Annotated in this window: 18 protein-coding genes and 1 riboswitch; of the genes, 16 read left to right on the top strand and 2 right to left on the bottom strand. The window is 27.7% G+C overall.

Translation table 11 applies throughout. The features are described from left to right. Positions 1-261 precede the first annotated feature (261 nt). The 7 genes from sigI to BFN48_RS05190 all read left to right on the top strand — a co-directional run bounded on the left by sigI (position 262) and on the right by BFN48_RS05190 (position 11597). Positions 262-969 carry an RNA polymerase sigma-I factor gene (sigI, locus tag BFN48_RS05160; RefSeq protein WP_069649837.1) on the top strand — a complete coding sequence of 236 codons (708 nt, stop codon included), beginning with the start codon at positions 262-264 and terminating at the stop codon, positions 967-969. Positions 970-973: 4 nt separating this feature from the next. Continuing rightward, positions 974-2221, top strand: a complete 1248-nt coding sequence (locus BFN48_RS05165; RefSeq protein ID WP_069649838.1) for an anti-sigma factor domain-containing protein — start codon at positions 974-976, stop codon at positions 2219-2221. Between the two features lie 419 nt (positions 2222-2640). Then, positions 2641-3918 (top strand): MFS transporter, encoded by a 1278-nt coding sequence (locus BFN48_RS05170; RefSeq protein ID WP_069649839.1) that lies wholly within the window; start codon positions 2641-2643, stop codon positions 3916-3918. 90 nt (positions 3919-4008) lie between these two features. Then, positions 4009-4094, top strand: a riboswitch (cyclic di-GMP riboswitch). A 75-nt stretch (positions 4095-4169) separates the two neighbouring features. Then, entirely contained in the window at positions 4170-5894 is a 1725-nt protein-coding gene (locus BFN48_RS05175; protein WP_069649840.1) for an HD-GYP domain-containing protein, read from the top strand. 211 nt (positions 5895-6105) lie between these two features. Next, positions 6106-7725 carry a methyl-accepting chemotaxis protein gene (locus tag BFN48_RS05180; RefSeq protein WP_069649841.1) on the top strand — a complete coding sequence of 540 codons (1620 nt, stop codon included), beginning with the start codon at positions 6106-6108 and terminating at the stop codon, positions 7723-7725. Positions 7726-8070: 345 nt separating this feature from the next. Further along, complete coding sequence (locus tag BFN48_RS05185) at positions 8071-9804, top strand: ABC transporter ATP-binding protein (protein ID WP_069649842.1); 1734 nt, start codon at positions 8071-8073, stop codon at positions 9802-9804. Then, a complete protein-coding gene (locus BFN48_RS05190; RefSeq protein WP_069649843.1) occupies positions 9804-11597 on the top strand; it encodes an ABC transporter ATP-binding protein in 1794 nt (597 codons plus the stop codon). The genes BFN48_RS05185 and BFN48_RS05190 overlap by 1 nt, the downstream gene beginning before the upstream one ends. Positions 11598-11908: 311 nt before the next feature. On the opposite strand, the gene BFN48_RS05195 is transcribed toward BFN48_RS05190, so the two are convergent. After that, positions 11909-12601 carry a hypothetical protein gene (locus BFN48_RS05195; protein WP_069649844.1) on the bottom strand — a complete coding sequence of 231 codons (693 nt, stop codon included), beginning with the start codon at positions 12599-12601 and terminating at the stop codon, positions 11909-11911. Positions 12602-13959: 1358 nt separating this feature from the next. Between BFN48_RS05195 and BFN48_RS05200 the strand changes: the two genes are divergently transcribed. The 7 genes from BFN48_RS05200 (at position 13960) to BFN48_RS05230 (ending at position 21654) form a co-directional block, all read left to right on the top strand. Beyond that, on the top strand, positions 13960-14823 hold the full coding sequence (locus BFN48_RS05200) for a DegV family protein (protein ID WP_069649845.1): 864 nt from the start codon (positions 13960-13962) through the stop codon (positions 14821-14823). 135 nt (positions 14824-14958) lie between these two features. Further along, on the top strand, positions 14959-16155 hold the full coding sequence (locus BFN48_RS05205) for an MFS transporter (protein ID WP_069649846.1): 1197 nt from the start codon (positions 14959-14961) through the stop codon (positions 16153-16155). A 139-nt stretch (positions 16156-16294) separates the two neighbouring features. After that, complete coding sequence (locus tag BFN48_RS05210) at positions 16295-16927, top strand: TetR/AcrR family transcriptional regulator (RefSeq protein ID WP_069649847.1); 633 nt, start codon at positions 16295-16297, stop codon at positions 16925-16927. Between the two features lies 1 nt (position 16928). Beyond that, entirely contained in the window at positions 16929-17783 is an 855-nt protein-coding gene (locus BFN48_RS05215; RefSeq protein ID WP_069649848.1) for an ABC transporter ATP-binding protein, read from the top strand. After that, positions 17784-18839, top strand: a complete 1056-nt coding sequence (locus BFN48_RS05220; protein ID WP_069649849.1) for an ABC transporter permease — start codon at positions 17784-17786, stop codon at positions 18837-18839. 15 nt (positions 18840-18854) lie between these two features. Next, positions 18855-19856: an ABC transporter permease gene (locus tag BFN48_RS05225; protein ID WP_069649850.1), complete on the top strand. Its 1002-nt coding sequence runs from the start codon at positions 18855-18857 to the stop codon at positions 19854-19856. Positions 19857-20442: 586 nt separating this feature from the next. After that, positions 20443-21654: a methyl-accepting chemotaxis protein gene (locus BFN48_RS05230; protein WP_069649851.1), complete on the top strand. Its 1212-nt coding sequence runs from the start codon at positions 20443-20445 to the stop codon at positions 21652-21654. 68 nt (positions 21655-21722) lie between these two features. On the opposite strand, the gene BFN48_RS05235 is transcribed toward BFN48_RS05230, so the two are convergent. After that, a complete protein-coding gene (locus BFN48_RS05235) occupies positions 21723-21932 on the bottom strand; it encodes a zinc ribbon domain-containing protein (RefSeq protein ID WP_069649852.1) in 210 nt (69 codons plus the stop codon). A gap of 197 nt (positions 21933-22129) precedes the next feature. Here BFN48_RS05235 and BFN48_RS05240 point away from each other — a divergent pair, with 197 nt between their 5' ends. Both BFN48_RS05240 and BFN48_RS12640 read left to right on the top strand, forming a co-directional pair. Continuing rightward, positions 22130-22744 carry an SIR2 family NAD-dependent protein deacylase gene (locus BFN48_RS05240; protein WP_069649853.1) on the top strand — a complete coding sequence of 205 codons (615 nt, stop codon included), beginning with the start codon at positions 22130-22132 and terminating at the stop codon, positions 22742-22744. Positions 22745-22787: 43 nt separating this feature from the next. Beyond that, complete coding sequence (locus BFN48_RS12640) at positions 22788-23288, top strand: cupin domain-containing protein (RefSeq protein WP_242863220.1); 501 nt, start codon at positions 22788-22790, stop codon at positions 23286-23288. Positions 23289-23323 lie beyond the last annotated feature (35 nt).

Consider the following 23323-nt stretch of genomic DNA (forward strand, 5'->3'; position numbering starts at 1 on the left):
TTGAAGATAGTTTAAATATATTTTTTGCAAAAAAATTAATTTTATAATACATAGGAAATTATATTCCTTGTTAAACCATGGGTAATTATGAATATAATTTCCGTTTATGGATATAGGCAAAATCTACCTTGAATTATTTAAATCGAAGATTTGTTCTATATAATTGTTTAATTGTTCTAATTCCTTAAAAATGTAAATTAGTTTATCGAATATATATTTATTATGGTCACATCTAATTTTTTAAATAAGTGAGGTGACAAAATGCTGTTTAGAAAATCACTAGAAGATAGAGTAGAAAAAGCTAAAGAGGATGCTGAAGAATTAAATAACTTAATTAAGGAATATAAACCATTTATAGCTAGTACAATTCAAAAAAAGACGGGTAAATTTTTAAAATATGGATATGATGATGAACTAACTATTGGTATGATGGCATTTAAAGAAGCTATAGAATCTTATGATAGAAGTAAAGGTAAATTTTTAAGCTTTGCCAAAATGGTAATTGGCCTTAGAATAATAGATTATTATAGGAAGAGAGAAAAGGATAAAAAAATAATATTGTTTAATGAAATTGAAAACAATGAAGAGAATAGCAATATAAATTATAGTTTAGAGAAATCTATTACAATTTTTCGAGATAGAGAAGAAAACGAGATAAGAAAAATTGAGATACAAGAATATAAAAAAGAATTAAATGACTGGGGTATAGATTTTTATGATTTAGTTAAAGAGTCTCCAAAACAAGAGAAGGTCAGAAATTTATATAAAGAGATTGCTAAAAAGATAGTGGAGGATAAAACAGTATTACAAAATTTGTTATCTACTAGAAGATTACCAATAAAAGAAATACAGAAAATTATGCCGATACACCGAAAAAAATTAGAAAGAGGTAGAAAGTATATAATAGCAATGGTTATAGTTCTTATTGGAGATTATCAATACATAAGGGAGTATATAGACTGGAGGTGATAAAGTGAAAGGTATAGTTATGGAAATTCATAAAGATAAGGTTATTGTATTAGCTAAAGATGGGAGTTTTTTAGAAGTAAACAGGGGTAATAGAACTTTAGATATAGGACAGGAAATAATGATAGATACTAATAAAAAACTAAGAAGACAAATAATAAGAAGATTTGTTTCTGTAGCAGCTGCATTTATTTTGTTATTAACAACAGGATATGGAGTTTATGGATATTATACTCCTTATGGATATATAAATGTGGACATTAATCCAAGTGTAGAGATAGCTTATAACTTATATAACAGAGTTATAGATTTGAAAGGGTTAAATGAAGACGGCAATATATTGATATCAAAAATAAAAGATTACAGAAACAAACCAATAGAAAATGTAATTAATGAGGTTATTGACACAGCAGTAGAAGAAGCTTATGTTAAGCCTGAAGAGGAGAACGTAATACTTATTACTATAACAGAGAAGAAAGATAAAGTTGATGATAAAAAAATATATAAGTCAGTAGATAGTCATATTAAGCAAAAGGTTAAAAATACTCAAGTGGTTCTTATAGAGGGAGATACAAAGGTATATAAAAAGGCAAGTGAAGATAAAGTATCTCCAGGAAAATTAATGTTAATTAAAGAAGCAATTGATTTAAATAAAGATATTAAATTTGAAGAAGTTGCTAAAAAGCCAGTAAAAGAAATAATGAAGATTATTAAAGAAGCTAAAAAGGAAAAAGAAAAAGATGAAGAAGAAAGAAAAAAATTAGAGAAAAAAGCTGAGAAAGAAATGAGAAAAACAGAAGAACTTAAAATAGAGAAAAAAGAAAGAATGAGATTTATTAAAGACAAATTATATATGAAAATTAGAAAAGACAAAAAAGAAAAGAAGGAAGATAAGATAGAAAGAAAAGAGGTTGAGAAAGATAGAAAGGATGAAATAAAAAAAGAGGAAGAGGAAAAAGAAATTGAAAAAGATAAAATAAAAGAATATATAGAAAAAGATCAAAATAAATATTTTGAAAAGAAAACTCAAGAGAAGCTTAAAGAAAGAAGAAGAGAAAAAGAAGGGAATTTAATGGTTGATGATAATGCGAAAGATCAAGATGATGAAAATAAAGATACAGATGATAAATTAGAAGAAAAAAATAAATCTAAGCATAGATATGAAAACAAATATAAGCATGATAAAAAAGAACAAGATAAGGATAAGGAAGAAGACAAAGATAAAGATGAAGAAAAGGATAAAGACGAAGATTAAAACAAATGAGTCAGGGCAATGCCCTGACTCATTTGTTGTTAGTAGTTAAATTAATTTTGGAAGGATTAAAAATAATGCTATTAATACAATTATTACAGTAATTATTGTGTATAGCATTTTTTTTCTAATAAAAAATATTTTAGTCACATAATCACCCCTTAAAATACCATGTATAAGTTGTGGTAAATATTCATATTATAATTTATTTAAAGATAATCAAATATATTACAAATTTTTAGGTACTAGGTATTTGGTATAAGGTACTGGAAAAAGAAATGTAAAATTGAAAATGTAAAATGTAAAATTAAAAATATTAATATATATATTGACATATTCAAACATATAATATAAAATATTAAAAAATAAACAAAATACAATTCAAAATAATAAATAAAGATTTAAAACTTGGGGGGGGTAATATGGAAAGAGTGCTAAGAAACAAACCTAATATACTTAGAAATAGGGATTTTATGCTGCTTATAATTGGTAAAATAGTTTCTAATGTTGGAAATTCTCTGCATAATGCAGCTGTTGCTTGGTATATTATGAGTCTAGTTGGTGAGAAAAGTGCAGGGGTTTTTATGGGTATATTTGGAATGTGTTCATTGATACCTTCTATAATTTTTGGACCTATTTCAGGTGTGTTTGTTGATAAAATAGATAGGAAAAAAATTATAGTAGGAACAGATTTTATCCGTGGAGGTCTTATTTTATTATTAGCTTTATTATCTTATTTTGATATGTTAAAACTATGGATCTTATTTGGAATAACAGCAATAAGTGCTTTTTTTGCAACTTTTTTTAATCCGGCAGTAAGTGCAACAATTCCTAATATAGTTGAAGAAAAAGATTTAAATAGGGCTAATTCATTAGATGGTATGAGTTTACAGTTATCTTGGATTGTAGGAGTAGCTATATCGGGATTTCTATACTATTGGATAGGTATCTTAGGAATATTTATTTTAAATGGAATTTCATTTATTATATCTGGAATATCTGAAACATTTATAAATATTCCACCTATTAAAAGAGATATAGATAATACTAATAAAAATGAATGGAGCTTTTGGAAAGATTTCAAAGAAGGAGTAGTATTTTTAAAGAGACAGAAAGCTATAGTTGTACTATTAGGCTTTGCATTAGTAATTAATTTTCTATTTAATCCAATTTTTCAAATAGTATTTCCTAAAACAATAAAGTTCACATTAAATCTAACAGCTAAGGAAAATGGTATTTTAAGTTCTGCATTTCCAATTGGAGCAATAATAGGGATGTTTATGTTATCAATATTGCCATCTAGAGAAAAATATTATATGTTCATGATAAATGGTATTATAGCAGATGGTTTGATTATAATACTGTTCGGTATTCCATTGATATTTTTTAAGTTTTCATTGATTTCATCTTTTGGAGTTTATGTAATATTTTTATTTTTAATTTTAGTACTAGGTGTTGTTAGCGCTTTGGTTAATGTCCCTATTAATACAACATTTCAAAAAATAGTGCCTGATGAATTTAGAGGTAGATTTTTTGGAATATTGAATACATTAACTCAAGGGATAGTACCATTAGGATTAGCTGTACTTGGATATATTTCAGATAAATTAGCTTCTTCAACTATATTTATATTTTCTGGAATTATAGTTTCATTACTAGGGATATGGATGTTCTTTATACCAGAGTTAAGAGAATTTTAGGCACAGATAAAATATGTTTATAAGTTATAAAAATGGGTAAAAAATATATAAATTCTAATAAAAAGAAGAGAAAAAAGAGAGAGCTTGTTATATAGATAAAGGCAAACCTATCGAAAGGTAGGGGCGCAAAGCTATGGGCCTAAGGTAGCATTTACTATGGTTGCCAGGTTGCAAATTTATAGAATATACCTACCAGGGTTACCTTTATCGGTAGGTGTTTTATTTTTTATTAAAAGAGAGGAGTTGATTAGATGATAAGCTTGATTAAATTTGATAATCAGCTCTCGACAGAAGAATATTTGCATGGAGGGATTAGGAGAATTGCTAATCTATTAGGTTACGATGTAGCAAAATTGATTACATTTGATGAAAGTAATACATATGCTACATTTCAAAGAATTTTTATTAGAGAAGGTATAGATTACAATGTAAGTTATAAGAATTCTAAGCGTTTAATAAAGCATTTTTCAAATTGCGTTTTCGGTTTATTAATAAAGACTAAGCAAATTATATTTTTAAGTAAAAATAAAGATGATAAAGCTGAGTACTTACCTTTAATTGAAGAAATGGAAAATGAAATTTATATACCGCTATTTTCTGGAAACGGAAAGAATAGAGAAGTAACAGGTTGTTTATATTTAGGATGTACCGATAAAACTAAAGTAGTTGATGGTAGTACATTTTTAGATAAAGATATATCTAGAGAATTATCAATTATACAAAATCTATATCAATTAGAATATATCAAAATATCTAGGAAAAAAAGAATGCTAAATGTAATATATATGATGTCTCAAATAATAAGGGAAAGAGAACCTTATATGATAACTCATCCATACAATGTGGCACAATGGTCATTAGCTATAGGAAAAGAATTAGGATTTGATGAAAAACGATTAGAAACATTATATTTATCGGCGGTGTTACATGATTTGGGTAAAATTTATATAAGTGCAGACATATTAAATAAACCAACAAAATTAACTGATGAGGAATATAAAAAAGTGAAGAAACATTCTGTGTACAGTTATAGTATTATAAAAAACATGCTACAATTCACAGAAAATTTTGACAAGATAGCGATTTTTGCAAAGCATCATCATGAAAGATATGACGGTAAAGGATATCCAGATGGATTAAAGGGAGAAGAAATACCTTTGGAAAGCAGGATAATAAGTGTTGCAGATACAGTAGATGCCATGATGTCAAACAGAACATATAAAAAAGCTAAATCGATAAATACTGTTATAAATGAGCTTATCAGAAATAAAGGTAAACAATTTGACCCTAATATTGCAGAGATTATGATTAAAATATTGATGAAATCTAAAGCTATAAATGAGGAAATATTATCGGAACCTATTATATGGGGAACATTGTTAATTACAACATCAGGAAAAGAATACTTTATTGAAGGAACATTAGTTAAAAACGAAGATAAATATGTATTTATGACTGAAACATTTGACTTTAATAGGGATATAGAAAAATCAAAGATTACAGACATTAGATTATATTTAGAAAAAAACCAGAATGTGAGTGAATATGATATAAAAATTGATAAATATTATAAAAATGAGCTTTATATTTCAGAAATTGAAGCAAAGCATATTGGAGATTCGTTTAGTATGCTATGGGATTTAGAGGGATTTTTAATAGACAATAAGAAGAAAGTTTACAAAATAAATATAACTAGAGTCGGTGGAAACTTTATGTCATTCTATATTAATGATTTAAAAATAGATAAAGAAGGAATGGATAAAATATTGAAAGTAGTCATTCAATTTGAAGAAGACTGTAATGTAGTGGTTACTGGTAAAATAAGCAGATCATATCATGTAGGTATTAAAAATTATTACGATTTTAACTTTATTAATATATCAGATTCAGTAAGAGATAATATTTTCAGGCAATTATTCAAAAAACAAATAGAAACTAGAAAATCAATAATTTACTCATTGGCACATTCTAATTAATAAAAATGTAGTGTGTTTATGCATATGATTATCTAGAGTTATAATATAGTACTAATTCACATAAAGTAGCAAGATAACGATATATTGTCTTGCTACTTATTTTTGTGTCAATTAGAGGATTTCTATAAACAGTCGTCGAATTAATATTAACTGCTGTCAATTTTTTATTAATAATTTTTATTAATAAACAACAGAAGAGGAAGGTGGACAAATGAGTGATATTAATGTTTTTAAGAAAATACTTTTCAAATTAATATCTAAGAAATCAGCTAGAATTACTTTGGCATTTACTATGCTATTAGGTCTTTTAGCTAATTTTGCACTAATATTTTTACTTAAAATTTCTAATGTATTTATAATATCAGTTGTTAATTTTATTACATTACTATTACCAGTATATATAGTGGTAGATACTTCGCTTATATCTTGCCATAAGGATATTGTAAATTATTTGAACCAAATAACAGAAGGTAATTATAAATTAAGAATACCAGTATTTGGTGATGATGAAGTCGGTAGAACTATAAAAGCTATAAATAATTTGAGTTTAAATTATAGAGATATGTTTGAAAAAATAATTGCTGTTTCAATTAAGACTTCAGAATTAACTAAGAAATTGAGAGAATTTATGGATATTAATGATGAAAAAGTACATGAGATATCAAATGCTATAGAAAAAGTAGTCGAATATAATAATGAGTATGCAGAGAATATTGGTAATTCAATAAGCAAACTGGATGATATAGAAAACTATATAGAAGAGATTGAACATATAGTAAATGCAGCTAATAATTCTTCTATAAAGTCTAGAGATGTGTCAGAAAAAGGAGAAATTACAATACAGGAAACTTTTGCTAAATTTTATGAAGTACAAAGTACTGTAGAAAATTTATTTAGCATAATAAAAGAGCTTGGAGATAAGTCAAAATTAATAATAGAAATAGTAAATTCTATTAATGATATAGCTAAAAGAACAAATTTATTGGCATTAAATGCGGCTATTGAAAGTGCTAGGGCAGGAGAAGCAGGGAGAGGCTTTGCAGTTGTTGCTGAAGAAATTAGAGGTCTGTCTGAAGATACTACAAAATCGCTTAAAGAGATAGAAAATATTGTGATGGAGATATCTGGTAGTATCAATAGTGCTATAGCAACAACAGAAGAGAATAGAAGAGTTACTAAAGAGGCACTTGAAAAAGCAGAAGATTCTAAGAAAGTATTTGATGAGATAAAACTAAATTCACACGTTACAGAAGAAAAGGTGAATGCTTCTTTCAATATATTGAGTGAGCTTAAGGAAAATATTTCATATATAATAGAAAATATAGATTCTATCTCACAAAGAACAAACGCTACAGTTGCTTGTACGAATGAATCTTTTAATGCTATGAAGTTGTTAGAAGACAGCGTTTTAGACTTATCAAAATCTGTAAATAATCTTGATGTAATGGCAAAAGAACTTTATAAATATGTAGCAGATGATACTACCGATAAAATATTAAGGAATCAAATAAAGATTTTAAGTAAAATTATTAGAGATGATCTAACAGTAGAAGATTGTATAAGAATAGCAGATGAGCTACATATAGATAATTTCCAGATTACTGACCAAAATGGAGTAATAGTTAGTGCAACAGAGAAAAATAGTATAGGATTGAATTTGTTTGAAATCTATGAGCCTTATAGAGATTTTTATAAAAAAGGTAATATAACAGAATGTTATTTAACTCCAGTGGTTAAGAGAGTAGATGGGAAATATGCTCGTTTTTGTGCAATGCTAAGAAAGGATAGAAAAGGACTTATTATAGTTGAATATGAAATAGGTAGTATATAGTTAATATTACAGTTTAATTACAAATATTGACTTATGGAACAAAATGGTTTACTATAAAAAAGTAACCAAATAATTATGAAAGGGAGGTAGGACTTATGATTAAGAAAATAGTGATTTATGGCAGAGAGTTACAAAATAATAGCACTATCATTATGAATAAGGAAGATAGCCCTACCTTACCTATTTGTGGTGGTCTGAGCTAATAAATATCTATGCTTAGAGTGGAAATTAGGCTATAGGGTATTTTCCCTATGGCCTTTTTGTATACCACAATAGTTTAGCCATGGGTCTTCCTATGGCTTATTATTCTTTTTTGGGGCTATCTGAGCAAAAGGGGGAATTGATTTGAAAAGAATATGGAAGTATATAAGCAAATACAAAGGGTATTATTTAGTAGCTATGCTTTCAATGATAATAGCTATGGCACTTGATATGTTTAATCCACGATTAACTAAAGCTATAATTGATGATGTTATAGTTGGGGGCAAGACTGAAATTTTAGCGAAATTACTTTTAGCTCTTGTTGGAATAACCTTATCAAGAGCTGTTTTGGGATATATTAAGGAGTATCTGTTTGATACTACTAGTAGTAAAATAGTTAAAGCACTTAGAAAAGATTTATTTGATCATATACAAACTTTATCATTTTCATATTTTGACGGTATGAATACAGGTGAAATTTTAGCAAGACTTTCCGAAGATGTAGATAATGTATGGCAGGCTTTAGGCTTTGGTATTATGCTATTTGTTGAACAAATTATTTACTTTATAGTGGCTACAGTGATGTTATTTACATTAAGCTGGAAAATAGCTTTGTTAAGCCTTGCTACAATGCCATTAATAGCATATCTTGCTGTAACACTAGAAAAACAGATAGATGAAGTATATGAAAAGATAAGTGACCAAGGTGCTTTATTAAATACAACAGCTCAAGAGAATGTAGCAGGAGTAAGATTGGTTAGGGCATTTGCTAGAGAAAAATATGAGATTGAAAAGTTTTTAAGTCAAAATAGAGAAAATTATAAATTGAATGTAAAACGAGCTGATATCTGGGCTAAATATCATCCTATTATAGAGTTTTTATCAAATGCGACAAGTGTTTTAATAATAACAGTTGGAGGGATTCTAGTAATCAAAGAAGATATTTCAATAGGAACATTAGTGGCAGCTAATTTTTATGTATTTATGCTTATTTGGCCTATGAGAATGTTAGGATGGCTTACTAATATACTTGGACAATGCAACGCTTCTTTGAAAAAGATTGACAAAATATTTAATGAGAAGCCTGCTATTAAAAACGTTGAAAATCCTATAGTACCAAAATCTATTGAGGGATATATTAAATTTGAAAATGTGTCTTTAGAATATGATGGAGTAAAAGTTCTAAAGAATATAAATCTTGAGGCAAAACCAGGTAGTACAATTGCGATAATGGGTACTACAGGTGCAGGAAAAAGTTCATTAGTTAATTTAATACCAAGATTCTATGATTGTACTGAAGGAAGAATATTATTAGATGGTATAGATATTAAGAATATTGATCTTAACTTTTTAAGAGATCAAATATCAGTAGTAATGCAAGATGTATTCTTATTTTCAGATACCATTGAAGAAAATATAAAATTTGGAATAAAAGATATAGAAAATGTAGATATAGTGAGGGCAGCAAGAGATGCACAAGTATATGAGTTTGTTATGGAAATGAAAGATGGATTTAATACGATAATTGGTGAACGTGGTGTTGGGTTATCTGGAGGACAAAAGCAGAGAATCTCTATAGCAAGAGCATTGGCTAAAGAATCGAAAATTCTAATATTAGATGATGCAACTTCAGCTTTAGATACGGAAACAGAATACAAAATTGAAAGAGCTATAGAAAATAGAAAGAAATTGACTAAATTTATAATAGCTCATAGGATTTCAGCAGTAAAGAACGCTGATGAAATAATTATATTGGAAAACGGTGAGATTATTGAAAGAGGTACGCATGAGGAGCTTTTAGAGAAAAAAGGTAAATATTATGACACATATTTTGAGCAGACAAAAGGTCTCTATATAGAGACACAGGAGGTGATATAATGGCTAAAAATACAGTAAGACAAGATGAAAAACTTAATGAAATTGTAAAGATAGATATTATTAAAAGATTATATTCATATTTAAAGCCATATAAATTTCAAGTTTTTCAAGTGCTTATTTTAATGGGAGCTGTTATTGGAGTCAATCTTATTAATCCATATTTTCTTAGATTAGGTATAGATAAATTTATAGTAGACAGAGATATAACAGGTCTTTTCTCATTGGGAAGATTAATGATTTTAATTAATATAGTTTCTATGATTTGTTCTAGATGGAGAATTAAGAAGATGGCTAGGATAACCAATAATATATTAGTTACTATAAGGCATCAGTTATATAAGCATATACAGAAACTATCATTTGAGTTTTTTGATAGTCGTCCAAATGGAAAGATTATTGCTAGGATTATTGGAGATGTAAACTCTTTAAACAATTTATTTACAAGTAGCGTTACAAATCTAATTCCAGATTTAGTTACTTTAATAGCAGTTGTAGTAATAATGATTTCTATGAATTTAAAATTAGCTTTAGTATCTCTTGTAACACTACCATTTTTACTAGTGTCTATGTTTTTGATAGAGGTTACTTGTAGGAAGAGATGGCAGTTATTTAGGAAAAAGAATTCCAATATGAAAGGGTATATTCATGAAAATTTCTCTGGTATTAGAGTTATACAGAGTTTTGCTGTTGAAGATAAGACTAGTAGAGGGTTTAATGAGATACTAACAGAGCTCAGGATGGCATTTGTTAAGGCAGTAAGATCAAGCGATTTATTTTGGCCATCAGTTGAGCTTTCATGGGGAATAGGTTCAGTAATAGTATTTTGGTACGGAGTAAAATTATTAAATACTGGAGAAATTAGTGTAGGACTTTTAGTTGCTTTCACAAGCTATATATCAATGTTCTGGCGACCTATAATGAATCTAAGCAATTTCTATAATAACTTAATTACAAATATGGCGGCAGCAGAGAGAATATTTGAAATAATGGATATAAAACCTGATATAGAAGATAAAAAAGGTGCTAAAACTATGCCAAAAATAAAAGGAAACGTTGTGTTTAAACATGTTCATTTTAGTTATGACGAGAATGATGTTGTTTTGAAAAATATAAATTTTAGTGTTAAAGCTGGAGAAACAATAGCATTGGTAGGTCCAACTGGAGCTGGTAAGACAACAATAGTAAACTTAATAGCAAGATTTTATGATGTAGATAGTGGAGAAGTATTAATAGATGGATACAATGTTTCAGATGTCAAGTTAGAAACCTTAAGAAGCCAAATGGGTATTATGCTTCAGGATACATTCCTATTTTCAGGTACAATAAAGGAAAATATAAGATATGGTAAACTTGATGCAACTGATGAAGAAATAATTAAGGCAGCTAAAGCTGCTTATGCTCACGACTTTATTATGAAATTGCCAAAAGGATATGATACAGATATAAATGAAAGAGGAACAAGATTATCTGTAGGACAAAGACAACTAATAGCATTTGCACGTGCTTTACTAGCAGATCCGAGAATTTTAATTTTAGATGAGGCAACATCTAGTATTGATACTCATACAGAAAGGTTGGTTCAAAAAGGGATAGAAAGACTTTTAAAAGGTAGAACATCTTTTGTTATAGCCCATCGTCTCTCAACAATACAGAATGCAGATCGTATATTTGTTATTGATGATGGTAAGATTAAAGAAATGGGCAATCATAATGAGCTTATGAAAATGAAGGGGATTTATTATAACCTATTTATGTCGCAGTTTAAGTTTTTGGATAATAAGAAAGTAGTGTAATATATAAGCAGTATTGCCCTCTTAAGAATTTTCTTAAGAGGGCGGTTTTTTTATATTACTTAGAATTGTTTTTTCTTGCGTTGTATATATAGTAAAATCCTAACATTAGCAGTATTAAAGGTATTGTCCAAATGATAGATGGTAGCATGTCCCACAATGTATAGGTTTCGATTTCCATAAACGAAAATCGGTATAATGCTAAAAATTTTGATACTACTAATATGAAAGCGGATAAAAATAAACCTGCTATAATGTATATTGCTGCCAATATATCAAAGTGTTTCAAAATTTCACCCCTTAATTAAATAAATTTAGAATGGTTTTGTATAAGATGTAATCAAATGAATGTATCCCCATGCTTTACCATTTTTCTCTACTGGTACATAAAGAGTAGTAGTTTTTGAATCCAGTAAAGTACCTAACCAATTGTAGTGTTTTACTGTTCCAGTTGTATATTCCATAATAGGTTCAAATTCAGCCCAGCCATATTCTCCTGGTTTTAATGTAATAGTATGAGTTTCTTCATATGATTCAGAGCTGTTCCAATTTATTGACATACCAATTTTTACAGCCTGTTTTTCTTCATAATTAAGGTTACCAGAAAATTCATAACCTACTGTAGTAGAAGATTTTATTTTAAATTGAGATTCACTAGATGTAGCATTATGTTGAATATTGCTGACAATTTCTCGTAAATCAGGTCTACTTCTATACCCTGTACTATTTTCTATATATACATAGTAGTCATCGGTTATTTTTTGAGGTTTTATTATAAAATTTGAATATGAAAATATCTTATTAGTCGTAGTTTTTTTAATATTAAATGCTTTGCCAGTTTTTTGAAGATATTCTTCTATACTGATTTCTTGTAATCCTTTATCAGTAACTAATAGTATCTTATGAGTATTATAAATATCTTCTTTATTTTTTTCTATGGCAAAGACACCAGTTGTCATACTGAATAATAATGTGATTATTAAACTAAATATTAATATTTTTCTCATAGGTAAAACCTCCTTTGAAATTTGATGTATATTTTGAAATCAAACCGGTTTGAAATAAATGTGAAGCACATGCACTTTATACAAAAATTAACATATTTACCATAGAAAACATGTCGAAACATGTCATGATAATCATTAAAATTTTGTAATAAAACGTAGTGTAATATATAAGCAGTATTGCCCTCTTAAGAATTTTCTTAAGAGGGCAATTTCTGCCTAAATCTTATAGCTTATTTGTCCATTTTTAATATACATTCTTGAATTTTAGAGGTTATGTTGGTATTCATTCTTATCATATTTTTTTCAAATTCTCTGTTTATATTTGCTTGATTTATACAAATTGTAGTAACTTGAATAAATAACCCGTTTGTAGTAATAGAATTGCTGAAAGTAGGAGAAAGTTTTACATTTAATTCTTTATAATCTATGGGGGTAGAATAAATTCGATTAACAGTCAAATAATATTTTTTTCTTATATTAGGTTTATAGCTAACAACAACTTTTGTTGCAATATTTTTTTCTTGATTTAGTATATAAATTGATTTTTGTTTTAGAAAAGCTGTATTATCATTAAGAGCATTAAAAGCAGTATCAACTCAATGTTTATTTAATTCATCATCTCCAGGGTAAACTGTTATTGTTGGTTTTCCGATATATGATAGAGGATATTCTTTTTTTAATCCTTTTATAATATAGTTTGACACAGAATCGAATTTACTATAATTTAATGATTTTTCAAAAAATTATTAAAGGTATATATAACCCCAATACTTATTATAACGATTGCTATTATAAGTAAAATTTTTGTTCACTTGCAAACCAAATCCTCAAAATTATTTATGATTATTTTTATAATCCATAGGAATTTATAAAACCTTATTGAATTATGGATAATTTAAAATATAATTTCCATTTATGGATACAGGCAAAATCTTCCTTATAATTTATTTAAATCGAAGATTTTGTTCTATTCATATGTGTAAATAGATATTATACCAATAGAGTCTTTCTTTATTCTTTCAATTTTTTCCCAAATATTTTAGCAGTTTAAATAGATTAGAAATAAATATGAAGCACATGTACTTCATATAAAATATTAACAGCTAATCTATAAGAAATATGTCGAAACATAGCACGATCAATGTTAAAATATTGTAATAAAACTATAAAATAGAAAACACTAACTTATATAAGGTATAAAAATTCAAACTAATTATTTTTCAGAAAATCCTAATAAATACAAAACTTTAAGGATAATGTATTAAAATAAGATTGAATAAAAGACAACAATTAAGAAATTACTTTAAAGTTTGGAAACTATATAATATAATAAAACTAAAAATAGAAGGGGTGATTTAATGACGGTTAGGATAATTACTGATAGTGCATGTGATTTACCTAAAAATATCATAGATGAATATAATATTCGTGTAATACCTATACTAGTTTATTTAGAAAATATAGAATATTTAGACGGCGAAACACTTAACCCAGTGGATTTATATAATAATATGAGAAATGGTAAAGTCTATAAGACAGCACAAATTCCTCCAGCTACTTTCAAAGAAGTTTTCTTAGAGTACGCAAACAAAAATGAAAGTGTAATTTATGTTGCTTTTTCATCTGGCTTATCAGGTACATATCAATCGGCTTTAATGGCAAAGAATGAAGTGTTAGAGGAATATCCAGATTTTGATTTAGAAGTAATCGACACAAAATGTGCTTCTGTAGGTTTTGGTTTAGTGGTATATAAAGCTGCACAAATGGCTAAGGAAGGTAAGTCAAAAGAAGAAATAATTAACGCAATTAACTTTTATTCACAGCATATGGAACATGTTTTTACTGTAGACGATTTGGAGTATTTATATAGAGGCGGTAGAGTAAGTCGTACAGCTGCATTTGTAGGTAGTTTATTAAATATTAAACCTATTTTGGATGTAGAAGATGGAAAATTAGTTCCTATTGAGAAGGTTAGAGGTAGAAAAAAAGTATTAAAAAGAATGATTGAAATAATGGAAGAAAGAGGAGTGGATTTATCTAATCAGGTTATAGGTATAAATCATGGTGATGATTTAGAAGGAGCTAAAAAACTTGAAGATATGATAAGAGAAAGATTTGGTTGTAAAGAATTTATTGTAAATATAGTTGGATGTGCTATTGGGGCGCATTCAGGACCTGGGACTTTATCAGTATTCTTCTTAAATGAAAAACCACCAATGTAAAGCTACTGTTTATTCAGTAGCTTTTTTATGTGTTCAGAAAAAATTTTAATATTTACAAAAGCATATTTTTGTGATAACATACTGACTTAATAATCAAAATTTTTCTAAACTTTACATTTATATGGAGGTGGGGGAATGGGTATAACAAGAAACATAAAGACATACTACATATACTCTATATTTGCGGACCTTTTAATATTAGGACCTATAATAGTATTATTCCTTACTGCAAAAGGGTTATCTTTTACAGAAATTATGTTGTTGCAATCTGTAGCAGCTATTTCAGTAGTTATATTTGAAGTGCCTACAGGAGCTTTTGCAGATAAATTTGGAAGAAAGGTTAGTATGCTCATAGGAGCAATATTATGGGCAACTAGTCTTCTGATATATATATTAGGAACCAAGTTTCTAACTTTTATGTTGGCTGAAATAACCTTTAGTTTAGGAGCTACATTGAAATCTGGAGCAGATACTGCTTTAATATATGATTCATTAAAATCGATAGGGAGAGAAAGAGAGTTCCAAAGTATAGAAGGTTATGCAAGGTCATTGGCTTTATATGCTCAAGCTGTAGGTTCTATTATTGCGGGATTTGTGTACAAAGTAAATATTTTTTTACCGCTCTATATTTCTATTGGATTTATATTTATAACTGTGATTATTACTTTGAATTTTATTGAGCCTTCAATAGAAGGGAAAAAGGGCAAATATGGAAGCAATTATTTGAAACAGATTAAAGAGAGTGGAATATATATTGCAAGACATGAGAAAATTAAAGCAATAATGCTATTTTCAATGATTTTCTTTATATTTTATAGAGCTGGGTTTTGGTATTTTCAACCCTATATGGAGAGTGTAAAAATACCTGTTGAGTACTTTGGTATAATATTTTTTATTTTCAACATTGTGGCTGCAATAACTTCTAAAAGGTGTCATTTAATAATGGAAAAAACTAAACCTAGAACTTTATCATTTATGGCATTTCTTATAATAGTATCATTTGCTTTACTAGGAGTTATAAGAGTATGGGTAGGTGTATTAGCGATATTGCTGCAGCAAATGGCTAGAGGACTTTACAGACCAGTTACAACTAAATATTTAAACAAACATATACCGTCAGACAAAAGAGCTACAATACTTTCTTTTCAAAGTTTAATAACAAATATTGCCGTAGCTGTAACTTTGCCATTCATGGGTATATTAAAGGATTCGACAGATATATTTACTACACATTTAATATTAGCTGGAATAATGTTCGTGTTAGTATTGATGGTTATGAGATATATGAATAAAAGACTAGGAGTAAAACAAGCAGAGAAAAGCAGTATTTAGTTTTCCAAAAACGAAAAATGACCAGACTGGTCATTTTTTCTTTTTATTGACACTGGAAAAAATTTATAATACAATATGACTAACAAGTCATATGACTTTGCAGTCATAACATAACATAGTTGTATAAGGAGTGAGACTATTGCCAAAGAAAACTTTCTTTAATCTACCTGAAGATAAAAGACAAAGAATAATCGAAGCTGCTATCGATGAGTTTGCCAAATATCCATATGATAAGGCAAGTATAAACAGAATAGTTGAAAATTCAGGAATAGCTAAGGGGAGTTTTTATCAATACTTTGAGGATAAAAAAGATTTATATAAATACATTTTAGAATTAGTTGGCGAAGAAAAAGAAAAATATATTAATCAAATTTTAAAAGTCAAAAAGGAACTTGATTTTTTTGAGATGATACGTCAAATGTATATTGCTGGTGTTAAATTTTCGAAAGATAATCCTAAATTTGCACAAATAGCAAATCATTTTGTAAAAAATACGGATGCAAGTTTGAAAGAAGAGATATTTGGAGATAGCATACCAAAGGGCAAAGAAATTTTTAAAGGTATGTTATTAAGAGGTATTCAGAAAGGTGATATTGACCCATCTATAGATGTAGATTTGGTGGCACAAATATTGACTACTATAAGTATATCGATAGGAGAATATTTCGTTAAAGAAGTTAGAATTAATGATAATTCTGAGATTATGGATTTGGTTGACAAAATGCTATATGTTATAGCATATGGAATTAAGAATAAAAAGGGGGAAAATTAAGATGTTAAGAGTAAAGGATTTATATTTTTCTTACACAAATGATGAAAACTACGCTGTTAAAGGAATCAACTTTGAGATTGAAAAGGGAGAAATATTCGGATTTCTTGGCCCAAATGGGGCTGGTAAATCTACTACACAGAAGATACTTATAGGAATACTTCCTATGCAAAAAGGCGAAGCCTCAATTGCAGGAATTGACATTAGAAAACCAACAGAAAAATTATTTAACCTTATAGGAGTATCTTTTGAACAGCCTAATGTATACAAAAAATTAACAGGTTTTGAGAACTTGGAATTTTACAGAAAAATGTTCAGTGTAGAAACAGAAGATACTATGAAACTTTTAAGAATGGTTGGACTAGAAGATGCAGCTGATAAGAGAGCTGGTAATTATTCAAAAGGTATGATGCAAAGATTAGTTTTTGCAAGATCGTTAATAAATAAGCCTAAGATGTGGTTTTTAGATGAGCCTACATCAGGATTAGATCCTACTACAGCTAATGAGATAAAAGAAATAATCAAGAAGAAAAAGAAAGAAGGAGTTACAATTTTCTTGACAACTCATAACATGCATATAGCAGATGAATTATGTGATAGAGTAGCATTCATAAATGAAGGGGAAATAGTACTCATTGATTCACCTAGAAATTTAAAGCTTAAGTATGGCGAAAAGCTTGTCAAGGTAGAATATAGAGAAAATGGTGAGTTAAGAAGAGAAAGTCTATCAATGATAGATGATAAAGATAAGGAGAAATTAAACAAACTTATAAATGATGGGAAGATAGAAACTATGCATTCACAAGAAGCTACATTGGAAGAGATATTTATAAAGGTAACAGGCAGGGGGTTGAAGTAGATGTTTAAAAGATATTTAGGTCTTTTAAAAAAGGATATAATTACAGGATTTAGAAACTTTTATTTCTTAATAGTCATAGTAACAGCATTAATATATGTAGGTGTAATAAATTTTCTTATACCAAGCGAAATCTCAATAAAGCCTGCCGTTTATTATCATATAGAATACAAAGGAGATATCAAAAATGTCCTACAGGACATGATGACACAAGCTGGAGATGAACATGATTCTGTTTATGCAGTTAAGTCAAGAGAAGAAGTAATTGCTAAAATGAAGAAAAATAAAAATAGTATTGGAATGATTGTTAAAGAGATAGAAGGCAAACCAGGAATAGAGTTTATTATGCAGGGGTATGAAAACAAAGAAGTAATCAATTCATTAATATTAGCAATAGAGGATAATATAAATAAAAAAATTAGTGGAGATGTAAAGATTGAAACTTTAGTACTTAGAAAAGGAACTAATATAGAAAAAATACCTATAAATAAAAATGCGCTACCTGTATTTATACTGTCTGAACCAGTATTATTAGGATTTTTCTTAGTAGTAGCACTTATCTTCATGGAAAAAGAAGAAGGAACGATTAGAGCATATGTTGTTTCACCAGGTACTTTATATGAATATCTCGCTTCAAAAATAACCTTAATGCTTATTTTAGGATTAATATCAACAATTATGAGTACAGTTCTAGTAGTAGGATTTAAAGTAGACTTTTTAAATTTAATAATATTAGTTACTTTAGGAAGTATTTTTGGAACATCACTAGGTTTGATATTAGCAAGCTTTTTTAAGAATATATCTCAAGCAATGATATGGATAATTATATTAATGTTGTTTATAACTTTACCTTTCATTTCGTATTTCATGCCAAGTTTTGCTCCAACATATATAAAAATATTACCAACATATCCATTACTATTTGCGATAAGAGAAACTATTTTCCCGACAGGCAACACACAAATTATTTATTCTACTATGCTATATTACGTATTTTTAGGAGCTATAACCTATTTCTTATCAGTATTTGCGTATAAACGCAGTTTAATTAAGGAATAAAGGGGGGAATTAGTTATGAGAAGGATTTTATCTATATTTAAGAGAGACATATCTAATAGCTTAAGGGATTCGATTTTAGTATATATGTTAATAGCACCTATATTATTGACTATTGGCTTTAAGTTTTTTATACCGAGTGCTCAATCTGCATCTTTACAATTTGCAATTGATGAAAGGGTAGGAAAAGAAGTAATAGAAGTATTTGATAAATACGGAAAAGTTGAAGTTTACTCTTCTGTTGAAGATATAAAGGAAAGAGTAAAAAATATAGATGATATAACTGGCATAACACTAGGGAAAGACGGTGGATATCAATTAATACTTGAAGGAAATGAAACTCATGATTCGGTTGAGATTTCTAAAATGATAATTAGGAGTCTACTTGTAAACAGAAAGAGTAATTTAAACTATATTATAAGTGATATTGGTACTAAAACTTCTCCATTAGCTACTTATGGTACGATATTTCTGTTGCTAATGGCAATATTAGTATCTGGAGTTATTATAGGTTTTAATATTATAGAAGAGAAAGAGAGTAATACATTAATGGCTTTAAACGTTACACCAATGAAAAAGATAGAATTTATTATAGGAAAAAGCATTACAGGAATAATATTGCCAGTAATTCAAGCATATATAATGCTTTGGATTTTAGGTTGGTTAAATAGTATAAATAATTTGATGGTATTTGTATTGATTATTACAAGTTCTTTAATAGGCATAATTACAGGGTTCCTGATAGGAGTTATTAGTAGCAATCAGATGGTAGGAATGACAAATATGAAAATTATAAACTTTCTTATTTCGTTAATTATAATTGGTGCAATATTATTACCTAAGGATAAGCAATTCTTTTTATACTGGGCTCCACCATACTGGTTCTATACTGGGTTTAAAGGTATACTTCTAAATACAATTACTTGGGCTAAATTAGGCATATATGTTGCTTGGATAATAGGAACAGTTTCTTTTATATTTGGATTATTAAAAAATAAGATAAGAAAAGGATTGGTATAAATATTGTTGCTTAGAATTCTTAATTAGTTTATTACAAAATATAATATCTGATAATGAGTTTATATAAGTATAATATTTAATAATGAACAAGATATTTTTAAACTTAAGAAAAAATTTGAAATCATTAAATAATTAAATGCAAAAGAGGTATCAAGTGTGATATCTCTTTTTTTATTAAATTGATTTTTCTAGATATAACAAATATGGATATTAATATAGATGGTTCTAGCGTTATTGACATATGCAGAATATAATAGTAAGGTATAAGAAGGGGGATGGAAAGTTTTTCTTATATGAAAAAGATATAAAATTTTTATGCTATATTTTAATATTTTAAATAATTAAATATCATGTAATTATTTGGTGAAAGAAGAGAAATTGTAAATTTTCTCAAGAGTCAAAATATAATTAAATTTCAAAATATCCCCTTAAAGTAGATGTAAGAACAAAGGGGATTTGTTATTGTGAAAATAGAGATTATTTCACAAGAAGAAAAAAGGAGGGGCGATTTTTTTAAAAAAGTACATTAATATGCAAAAAAGGAGGTGTAAGCCGTTGACTTACATATAAGTCAACGGAGGATAAATTGAAGAAAAGTATAATTTTTAAATATGTTGCTATAGGAGTTTTGTTTGGATTATGTTTTCCTATTGGAGCAATTGTTTTTGAATTATTTTTAAATCAAAAGCCTTTTAGTATTACTAATTTACTATGGATTCATAACAATAATAAATTATTATATATGATTGATACTGCACCTTTATTTTTAGGGATTTTTTCTTTGTTTGGAGGAATCAGCAAAGCTAAGACGGAACAAATAAATTTAGATTTACAAAATGCAATAAAGGATAGAGCATCTAAAGAAAAAATGAGCATGATATTAAATGAAACAGAGAAAATTGTTAAAGAACTGCTGACTATTTCAAAAATATTGTCTAAAAGTGCAGCAAAAAGTAAAAATAATATGATGAGTACTTTTGAAATATCTGAAAAAATCATATCAGATATACAGAATAATATTGAGAAAATAAATCAATTATTTAAATTAATAAAAGAGATTGATATTACAACAAAATCTATAAACCAAAATATAGATAATACTTATGAAACAATTGAAAATATGAAATCTAATATGAAAGAAACGGTAGACTCTGTTTGTGTTTTAAACGATTTAACAATACAAATAAAAGATAATATTTACTTCAATAACGGAGAAATTAATGATTTTCTAGATAAAGTAAAAATTATTAATGATTTATTAGAAGAAATAAATGGCATAGGTCGACAGATTGGCATGTTAGCTTTGAATTCTGCTATGGAAGCATCGAGATTGGGAGCGGCTGGCAAAGGATTTGAAGTTATTGCGAGTGAAATAAGTAAATTGGCTAGCAAGACGAATGAAACTAGTAAAATGATTGAAAATTTGGCATTGGATATGGAAGAGAGAGGGAAAACAATAAAAAATGTTTTAGATAAACAAAGAGATATGATAAAAGAAATTATAGATACTGTTGCAAACATAGATAATTATATGAAACATAATTTTTTCTTGACAGAAGATGTTTACAGTAAGATGAATAATATAATGCAACTGACAGATGAACAGAATAAAAAGCAAAATGTTGCTTCAAGAGAAATTAACATACTAGAACAGAATAATAATTATATGATTGAAAATGTTAAGAATATAAATTATCTGATAAATAAAGAGATGCCGCTTGTAGATGATTTAGAAAAAACTAGTAAAGAAATAGAGAAGAAGTCTATAAGTCTAAAAGAAGTAGTTCAATATGAATGAGTAAGGTAAAAAAGTAGGATTTTTATAAAATTTTGGCTGACAGTTATTTCTGTCAGCCTTTTAATCTATTAAGAACCTATTAAGAAATCGAATATATTGGATAATTCACTTGTATCAGCTTTATAGATTTCTGTATATCTACATCTTGTGCAAGTTACAGTAGTAAATTTTTTGTTTTGAATGTCAAATAATTTAGCGAATGTCCCGCCAGTTGCTTGAAATTGATCGGTTTCATATGATGTATTTGAGCATTTTGGACATTTCCAATTAGATTCCATATGTTTACCTCCTTCACAATTAATATTAAAGACATATCACGTATTATTAGTTATTTCTATCAATTGAAAAATATTCCTTCAAGAATTAGATTTTTTCTTAGGAATAAAAAACAAATGTCGACATTTTTAGATAAAGGAAATTATGCTTAAATCTAGAAATATTAAGAGTCAAGAAAGTTTTAAAAAGGTGAGAAGTTATGAGTAAAATAGTTGCATTTACAGGAGCTGGTATATCTAAAGCTAGTGGAATACCTACTTTTGAAGAATTAGGTGATTTAAGACAAAAATTAAGTAGGAGTTATTTTGAAAATTACCCTATTAAGTTTTATGAGATACTTAAAAAATTTAAAGATACTGTAAGAAATGCTAAACCAAATGAAGCACATATAGTTTTAGCTAAATACAATATTCCAGTAGTAACTATGAATATAGACTCACTTCATAAAAAAGCAGGAAGTAAAGATGTATTAGAGATTCACGGAAATCTTGAGACGGTTTTTTGCAACCAATGTAATAGTGAATTTGATTTTGATGTTATTTATAATTCGATTTATTGTAAGAATTGTAAAAGCTTATTGAATCCTAATGTAGTATTATATGGAGATATGATTCCAAATTATTTTAATGCTATTGCTATTATCGGTTCAGCTGATATATTGTTAGTTGTAGGTACTTCATTTTATACTTCGACTGCAAATGATTTAGTTTATAGGGCAAAAAATGCAGGGATAAAAGTAGAAATAATAAATGAGAGAGCAGAGGAATTGGTGCCTAAGTTTTTGGCGAAAATTATGAAAACAAAATTTAAATAAGAAGCTTATTTTAATATAAAATTATATACTGGAGGATATAACTATGGCTAAGAGGGATTATATTACTATTGAAGAAAGTAAAGATATTGAAAGATTTAGCTTAGTTACTAATAAGGATGGAAGAAAAGAAATTTGGCTAAGAATAGCTGTGTATGATAAAGGAGAGGAAGATGAAGCAATAAGTGATTTTACAAGGTTGGGATTGGGTTATATAACTCCAGAGTATTTAAAAATAAAGATGGAAAGAAAGAAGGAGGATTACAATATGGAATCAATTAAAATTAAAAAAATTAGTCTTGAAGAAGCTAAAAAGTTAGGTATTGATTCATGGAGTCATTGGGAATGTGAACCTAGTACTTTTGATTGGGAATATGATGAGCAGGAGACGGCTTATGTTTTTGAAGGAGATGTTATTGTAACTACTCCAGAACAAACCGTACATATAACGGATAATATGTTAGTTTCTTTTCCAAAAGGATTAAAGTGTACATGGGAAGTGAGGAAAAAGATTAGAAAGGTTTACACGTTTAATTTTGAAATATAAATATCTTTCAGTTCGGATTATAATTGAGATAAAGA

The sequence above is a fragment of the Caloranaerobacter ferrireducens genome (assembly GCF_001730685.1).
Classification (GTDB): Bacteria; Bacillota; Clostridia; order Tissierellales; family Thermohalobacteraceae; genus Caloranaerobacter; species Caloranaerobacter ferrireducens.